Below are 8,112 nucleotides of genomic sequence, written 5' to 3'. Positions count from 1 at the left end.
AAAGATGGCAACGGTTTTGGGAGTTGTAGATGTCATGTCACGCTCCTTTCGAGCAGGATTAAAGTGTCGAGAGTTCAGATGGATCAGCAGGAACAGCCTCAGGACGACCGTATGGCTACGCGCAGGCGAGCTCTTGGGTTTGCGTGCCCGCTGAAACACGGAGCTCATTTGGCGTCATGCCAATCAACTGTTTGAACGTTGAAGTCATATGAGATTGTGAAGAAAAGCCTGTCTTATAAGCAACGTCGCTGATCGTGTTCTCGCCGGCCTGAAGCTCTGTGCATGCGACGTCGACACGTCTTTCCAGGACATATTTGTGCGGTGTTCTGCCTGTACGCGCCTTGAATAGGCGCGAGAAATGGGCCGTGGAGTAGTCGCAAAGTTCCGCGAGATCATTGATCTTAATGGGACGATCAAGATTGCGTTCAACATATGCGTCAATGGCCTTCAGTTGCCACTTTGGAAGTTCTGGTTCTGCGCCGGCCCTCGTGCAGAGCGCTTGCAGCTCGGCTAGGCCCAGTACAGCAAATGAATAAGCATAGCTCTGAAGCTGGTGTAAGTTTTTGTCAGAATGGCGACGAGCGGCTTCAGCCAACGCGGTAAAACACGGGGACCGACCGCGGATTTGACCGCTGGAACCCGATGAGCGCCCCATTCCAACTTGTTCGCAGATATAGCTGCCGACAGTTACCATCACAAAAGCACCGGCTGCGGTATAGGATTCACCGTTGGTCGACCCGGGTATCAATAGGCATTCCCCGACTCGAAGATCGGCAGGCAACAGTGAAACTGACGCGGGGCCGAAACAGACAAAGATGCGGTCCAAGTCATTTTCACTATCGACTGTTAGGGGGTCTTCCTCGACCTGGTGCACGATCAAATGAGCAAGCGAACGACTATCCGCGTCGGCATGCATTGATACCCGTACCGCGCTCATGCCGCTTAGTAGGTCTCTGGTGTCGTGTACTGTCATTTTGCAATCCTCACATGGCACAATCTCGAGTGGGTCGAGAGCTGCTCTGAGGATCGCTGCGCAACATTGATTTCAGCAACACATATAGGCGACTTTAGATCTGAAGAGTTCTGAAGTAGATCATAAGGTATTGTTAGTATTATATTTATTGAGCTTTCATCGTTGATGACGAAAGTGGCTTAAGGTAAGAAGCAAAGGGGAGATATGTGGCCCATCGGGTACTTAGTCCCGCCTGTCCAAATCATTTACGGGGTATGGAGCCGAGTCTGCCTAAACACTGCTAATTTCCGGGTACTTGGATCTACCAAATCTCCAGCCGGTTCTTCTTTCTGAGATGAAACCCTAGCGGTCAATCCCCAGACCTCTTACGGAGGCGTCAGTCAAACTGGAGAATCAGGCGCAAGTGCATCTACTTCGGCACTGGATCGGGTTGGCGCTCGTCGAACCTTCAGCAACTCGGTGACAAAGCTTGGGTTTCACAACTTGAGAATTGGCTATCAAGACTGCGGTTTTTCGGACGATATAGGTCAGTCCAAGACCGTGTCGTCGGATTGTAACTTGTCCGCTTGTGCTGTGATGGCTGCCCAGTTCTCACTGGATTGTTCGTACATTTGATCAATCAATGATCGAAACTCTGCATTCGTCCGTGCGGCTTCAAAAACAGGAGCCCGCTCCAACGCACCTATGAACATGAAACCTTCATCGATACCGGCCCTGATGGTCGCCAAAAGCGCTTGATCGTCGCCTTCCAACGCGTGCAACCCGGCGAGCGCTCGGTACTCTTCTTCGAGTTCTAAACTGCTAAGAGGGCGATCTCTGAAGTACTCACGAACGTTCACTAGGATTGTCTCAGCTTCTGGGTCCGCGTTCTTCAAATTCACGTCAGCGAGAAAAATTGCGTCAAACAAGAAGGTTGTCGAGATTTGTGTATCGGGTGACTTAAGCTCACTAAAGAGACCCGTAACGTTCAAGTATTCATACAATGGGGTGCTTTCTCCGAAGATATATGCCGAATAGCCCGCAAATTGTGCCAGTGGGTCTTGGGATAAGCTTGCTTTCGCTTTTGCTTCGTCCCCTGCGAATGTGTGGCCGAGGACCAAGTATGACGGCGAGGTTACGAATTCTTCAAACCGTTCGATTTGTCCAATACTATGGAGTAGCAAAAGCATCTGGAATTGAGCTTCGGAATTTCCCGGGGCGATAGACAGAGCATCGCTCAAAAGGAGATAGGCTTGTGCGTATTCACCTGTCTCCTTGGAGAACACCGCTAAATCAGTCAACGCCTCAACATTTTGACCGTTCCATCGTAGATTTTCCCTCGCATGAACGAAAGCTTCCCTAAGAGATCGGTTTTCAAATTTGGACCTTGCTACACGAGACAGCAAGACAGGGGAGAGCGGATCGAATGTGAGGGCTTTCTCAAATGCTTCTTCCGAAGCAACAACGTTGCCAATCCGCCGAAGGCTTTCGGCGCGCAAGAGGATTGCTCTTTGATTGTTTGGATCGATTGCGAGGGCGCGGTCATAGTACTGCAATTCCAGCGTTAACTTGTCGTGGTAGCGCGCCTGAATCCCAAGGGCCACAAGCACATCCGGGCTCTCGGAGGAGATGCTTTTTGCTTTCTCAACATAGTTATCAATAGCCAGAGCCGCGCGAACCGTCGTGAAGCCTGCATATTCTGCGGCCAGATGATGTGCAAAAACCATACCCGTATAAGCGGGGACAAAATTTGGTTCTTGTGCGACAACACCTTCTAGGATCGCGATGGCTTCGATAACTTGATCTCCTTCACGCGATCGCAACAAAGCGGTTGCTTGCTCAAACTCTTCATGGGCGTCAGGTGAAATGAGCCCCTCTGAAGGCAGGTTGGATGTTATGCCCAACGCGTTAAGAAGGCTAAGGGAAGCAGTTCTGACAGATTTGCTCCGCGGTTCTTCAAATTGGCTCGGATTGTTAGGTAGTCTCACCGTGTGCGTCCACTTAACGAGGTTTGTGCGGGCCTCCGTCATCCTGATGGTCACTCTAAGCTGATCCGCTTCTGCAACGACGTTGCCAGATATGAGATAACCCGCGCCTAGAGCGTCAGTGATCTCCCCGGGTGAGGCGCTGGTGTCCTTGAAACGGAAGGAGGATAGAGAGGACACGACCTTGAGATCAGGTATCGTGCTCAGCGTATCGATCAGCGATTGGGCAAAGTGCAAATTTTCAACCACTGTGCGCAAATCTTGACTATTCGTAGTGAACGGCAAGACCGCAACTGTGCTGCTGGACCTGACTTCATCGAGGACCCGCTGAGTGGGCTGAGCAACAACTTGGTCTGGTGCGTCCGAACCTGTTCGGAACCCATTTGGCAACACCACCACAAAAACCAATGAGGCCGCCGCTAAAATTCCTGCACCGATGAGAGACCGTTTCAAAGGCAATCTCGGCTTTGCCCTGCTCTCGCTGGGCTCCGAGGTCTTTGGTTCGTCGTTCTGATCTAGCCGATCCTCGTCCAGCATGGTGACATCGCCAATGAACTTATAGCCTTCATTCATGAAAGTTTTGATCAGGCGTTGACTACGGCCGTCATCGCGAATTGCTCTTCGGGCAGCTCTAATGCGGTTGTCGATCACGGAAGGAGACACAGATTTGCCTTGCCAGACCTCTTTGAGAAGTGTCTCGCGCGCCACGATTTCTCCGGCATTGAGCAGAAGGATGTAAAGGACCTGGCAGATTTGGGGTTCGAGCGGAACAAGTTCGTCATCGCGAAAAAGTTCGTGTCGCTTTCCATCAAATCTATAGTTTTCAAAGACGAAACTTTTCATGGCTGAGCCCCTGTAGACCTGTTTGGTTCAGCACCGCCTTTGCCGCTCAGAGCAATGGTTCCGTGTTTAGAGAAGACGCACGCTGTATAACGTAAGGCAAATTAGCTAGCACGCTAGCGATCGTCAACAAGGGTGTTGTGAGGCCTTACCCGGGATCGTGACCAAAGCAATGGTAGTCAGGAACGGCTGCCATTTCTTCTAAAACAGTGACACGACATTGCTCATTTAGTGCCAACTATCAACGGGCTGCATGTCAATATGTGGATAGCGATGAGATCTGAAGGAGCCGGGTTTTCTAGGTCCGTGAACTGGTCACTAATGCTACGGTGCTGCACCTGTGTTTCTCGATTTGAAAGCCTACGGCGACAGCGAAACAAAGAGTGGATCGATGCCCTATTGGCGGGCAGATGGCCAGTCAGAGATGAAGCCGTCACGGTTAGGCATCCTAATGATCGGCAGAGAGTCTGCATCCAACACATAGTGCTTGGAGACGATTCCATTAACATGCAGCAGGTATGCCGTGACCGCATAGACCTCTGAATCGCTTAAGCTGCCGGGGCTTTGGTAGGGCATCGCCCGGCGCACATAGTCAAAGACCGTAGTCGAATAAGGCCAATAGCTGCCCAGTGTTCTGTTTTGCTGTCCTTGCGTGAGCTGGCCAATTCCGCCGACCAAAGAACCTGCGGGGCCGTTCTTGGCCGCATCGCCATGACACGCAGAGCACTTGTCCGCATAAATTGCGGCACCCTCCAAGGCGCTGCCCATACCGGGCGGCAAACTACGCCCGTCAGGACTGATCGAGATATCCCAAGGTGCGATATCACTCTCGCTTATCGGATCTCCGAGCTGCTGTGCTTCGGCTGGGAGCACGAGCGCCAAAACGATCAACAGCCCAGTAAGAATATGTGTCCGGTTGTCATACATACACATTGCTAACCTCACCGTCTTGGCTGACGCCCCAGCTCTGGATTGCGTTTAGATGATAGATTTGCCCGGCAGCAAAAGGTTCGTACCAGTCAGTCCGGATGGGCTGAACCGCACCCGTATCGTCGGTCGCACGGCTCATTAGGATCGAAGGACTTCCGTCCCAGTGCCAGGCGATTGCAAATCTGGTCATTGCCTTGGGCAAGATAGCGCCGTGCAAAACGGCATCCGCCCACGACCTTCCGCCATCTGCAGAAACTTCAACTTTTGCGATCTTGCCAGCGCCAGACCAGGCCACTCCTCTAACTTGCTGCAAACCCTCCCGAACGGGTGGCCCGCCAAATGAGGGTGTAGTGATTGTGGATTTGACCCCAAGTTCGAAGGTGAACTGTCGGGCAAGGCCATCCTTTTGAAGCAAGGTATGTTTCGACGTTTCATCTCTGGCATATGTGGCATCAGACATGACTTTGATCCGGCGTAGCCATTTGACACTCGTGCTGCCTTGCCAACCAGGAATCACAAGACGCATTGGATATCCCTGCTCTGGACGCAGACGTTCTCCATTCTGGTAGAACGCTATCAGTACTTCGCCCTCCCAAGCCTTGGAGATCGGGATACTGCGAGAGTATTTGGCAGCGTCCGCGCCTTCTGCCAGCAACCATGAGCCAGCCAGGTCGACGTGGGCTTCTTCCAAAAGAGCGGCTAAGGGTACGCCGGTCCACTCTGCGTTGCCAATCAACCCATGAAGCTCACCGGCGCTGCGCTGTTGGGGCTCTTGCAAGCTGTTGAAGAAACTATTGCGAGCACATTCGACAAACGCTGTACGGGTCACCATCGGATATTTCAGCAGATTTGAGACCGAGAAAACCAATGGTCTTTCGACGAGGCCGTGAATGACAAACTCATGCGAGCCGGGGTCAATTTCAGGGATGCCACTATGGTGGCGCTCGAAAAATAGGCCGTTGGGTGTGATTGTGCCTGCTAGCTTTTCAAGCGGTGTAAAAGAAACGCCCGACCCATCTCCAAAACCTTCGGGAAAGAGACCAAGAACTGGACGGGTTACATGGCTTTCAAACGGGGAAGGTTGGCCGTATTGGCTTTGGATGAGGCCGGGCGCCGAGCTCCATTCAGGAACTCGAAGTGGATCTGAGGACGCCTGGGTTGTGACCATGCCGACAGGTACGGCAAGAAGGCTATTCTTTAGAAGCCAGCGACGGTTTATCAAACCACCGCCAGCAGCGCGGTCTTCGGTCCCAGGGGAGAAACAGGATGAAGACATGATAACCTCACGTTCCAGGTGCTTGGGAGGATGGCCGTCCTCAGATCGACGGGAATGGCTTTGAAGGGTCTTTTGTGCGTGTGAGCGAATGTTCCATCAGATCGCACTTGCAGTCGTATTGATGCTTCATTTCGAATCTTCCTTGATCCAGATTTGACGCCGATTTTGGTTCGGACCGGCGAGGCGGCATGCAGTGTGCGATCACTTTGTGCTAAAAAAGTATTGTTGGATTTCGAGATCCGAACATGAATTCAAGAATCGTGATCTTGCTTTGTTTGTTGTGTCGGTTGCTTTCCAAGATGTTGCTTTGGGAATCAAGAAAGACACTTCGGACTTCTGGCCTGCTGCGAATGTCGAGCAGTGACTTTGTAGGTGAAGAAGCGCTGAACTTTTTGTCGGTAAGTCCAATCCGGAATCAGCCAGAGCATGCCTGACCAAGATGTCTTCAGCACGATGTTTTCTCGGATCTGACAGAGATTAGGAAGGCCATCCAGGGCGCATCGGTCGAAACGCCTTGATAGCTATAATTGATGGATCGTTCAGGGTGAATAGAAGCAGCAGATCGCTTCGACCGGGTCAGTTTGCTCAGCTGCGTTATTGACTGCCAAGACGGGTAGGCGCAGCGATCAGTCTATCATATACTTGGTGACCAACTGTCGAACAGGCCAACTTGAATCTGTGCCACGCGGACACCAAAAATCGACCTTTGAAGAGTAAGTCCCCTTCGCGATCTCTTCCTCATCTCTCGTAGCAAGACGTATCCCAACTGGCCCAGCGTATCCCTCAACCAGCAATGAAACGCCTGGTCCTTCAACGCCTGCCAGAAGCACATCGATGACTGCAAGGATGCTGTCAGGCGAACTTTCGTCGCGTAACGTCGCGGCGGTATCGTCTGGGGATGAGCGGGGTGGATACGGGAGTGTAAGGGTGAAGGTTTCATCGAGCTGTGCGACCAATGTGCGATACTCAATTGATCCATTGTCAAAGCCGTGAAGTAATACCAAAACCGAGGCGGAGGGATCGTTTTCGTACCGCAGAAGCATTTTGTGATCCGCGATTTTTGCAACCGCGAAATGAGTGTCGGCCGCCAGACTCTGACCCGACAATAGGGCCGCCAAAGCGAAAAAGGTTGTGAGGGTTAATTTAGGCGTCTGCATTCGAATAATCCTTTTTGCTCTATGTCCTTGATCGGTGTCGGATGTTGTCCAGTTCGTTCGGCCAACACCACCACCATCGCGATGGCATCAGGTGCACCTGGGACACGGGGCGACATGGACGGCTCTACCATCTCATCATAGCGCGCCGCTCCTGTACCGCTTTCAGCGAGGAACGGAGAATTACAGAAATCTATGATTTATTGGCTCGCCTCACTTCGATGCGACTCCAGGACCCTTGCTTGCCGATGACGTGATCTTTAGGAGTGAATGCAACAAACAGCAGTATGTACACATGACTGACCCCATCGAACCAACCTCGTCATTTTTGGATCAGCAGCTTTGTTTTGCGCTCTATTCCACGTCGCGCGCTTTCACAAAAGTCTACTCTAAATACCTGTCTGATCTTGGGCTGACCTATCCTCAATATCTCGCAATGCTGGTGCTTTGGGAGACGGATGGTCTCAACGTCAAGGAGATCGCTGATCGGCTGAATTTGGAGGGGGCCACAGCCACGCCTTTGATCCAGCGTCTCGTTCGGCTTGGGCTTGTTTATAAGAAACGCAGCCAGGACGATGAGCGCTGCCAGGACGTTTTTATTTCCGAGAGTGGGGCGGCGCTACGCGAAAAAGCCATGGAAATACCGAACAAACTCGGTAAATTGCTTAATCTCTCTGAAGAACAGGCAGGAAAGCTCTTAGCGGAAACCAAGACACTGAGAGCCACTCTGCAAGCCGCGATTTAGACCTCTCCGAACAGTCTTTCATTGTCCGGCTATGCTGGGCCTGCCGACCATTCAGTTGTTACCGACAACATCTCGCGACCGATCCGGGGCTTTCGTTAGTGTGAGCCCCAAAGCTGGTTTTTCGCACGCGCTGCTGGCTTGAGCGCGTGCGGGTGATGGCGAGGTCGGAGGCTACGACCAGCTGTTGATGTGATCGGCGACGCTTGTGAGCTTGACGCCGAACGTGGTTT

Annotated in this window: 6 protein-coding genes; 1 reads left to right on the top strand and 5 read right to left on the bottom strand. The window is 52.1% G+C overall.

Annotation, left to right across the window (positions count from 1 at the left end; all coding sequences use genetic code 11):
* Positions 1–115: 115 nt before the first annotated feature.
* From Q1A89_RS23415 to Q1A89_RS23395, 5 genes are all read right to left on the bottom strand, one after another.
* A complete protein-coding gene (locus tag Q1A89_RS23415) occupies positions 116–973 on the bottom strand; it encodes an AraC family transcriptional regulator (RefSeq protein ID WP_299734144.1) in 858 nt (285 codons plus the stop codon).
* A 527-nt stretch (positions 974–1,500) separates the two neighbouring features.
* Entirely contained in the window at positions 1,501–3,780 is a 2,280-nt protein-coding gene (locus Q1A89_RS23410) for a winged helix-turn-helix domain-containing protein (RefSeq protein ID WP_299734143.1), read from the bottom strand.
* Positions 3,781–4,173: 393 nt separating this feature from the next.
* Positions 4,174–4,704 (bottom strand): cytochrome c, encoded by a 531-nt coding sequence (locus Q1A89_RS23405; protein ID WP_299734141.1) that lies wholly within the window; start codon positions 4,702–4,704, stop codon positions 4,174–4,176.
* On the bottom strand, positions 4,697–5,983 hold the full coding sequence (soxC, locus tag Q1A89_RS23400) for a sulfite dehydrogenase (RefSeq protein ID WP_299734139.1): 1,287 nt from the start codon (positions 5,981–5,983) through the stop codon (positions 4,697–4,699). Before soxC ends, Q1A89_RS23405 begins: the two co-directional genes overlap by 8 nt.
* Before the next feature lie 626 nt (positions 5,984–6,609).
* Positions 6,610–7,140 (bottom strand): hypothetical protein, encoded by a 531-nt coding sequence (locus tag Q1A89_RS23395; RefSeq protein ID WP_299734137.1) that lies wholly within the window; start codon positions 7,138–7,140, stop codon positions 6,610–6,612.
* Between the two features lie 292 nt (positions 7,141–7,432).
* On the opposite strand from Q1A89_RS23395, the gene Q1A89_RS23390 reads away from it, so the two are divergent.
* Complete coding sequence (locus tag Q1A89_RS23390; RefSeq protein ID WP_299734135.1) at positions 7,433–7,882, top strand: MarR family transcriptional regulator; 450 nt, start codon at positions 7,433–7,435, stop codon at positions 7,880–7,882.
* The last annotated feature ends 230 nt before the right edge of the window (positions 7,883–8,112 follow it).

Origin of the sequence: uncultured Tateyamaria sp., assembly GCF_947503045.1 — a bacterium.
Taxonomy (GTDB): domain Bacteria; phylum Pseudomonadota; class Alphaproteobacteria; order Rhodobacterales; family Rhodobacteraceae; genus Tateyamaria.
This window is presented reverse-complemented; position numbering and strand designations above follow the sequence as displayed.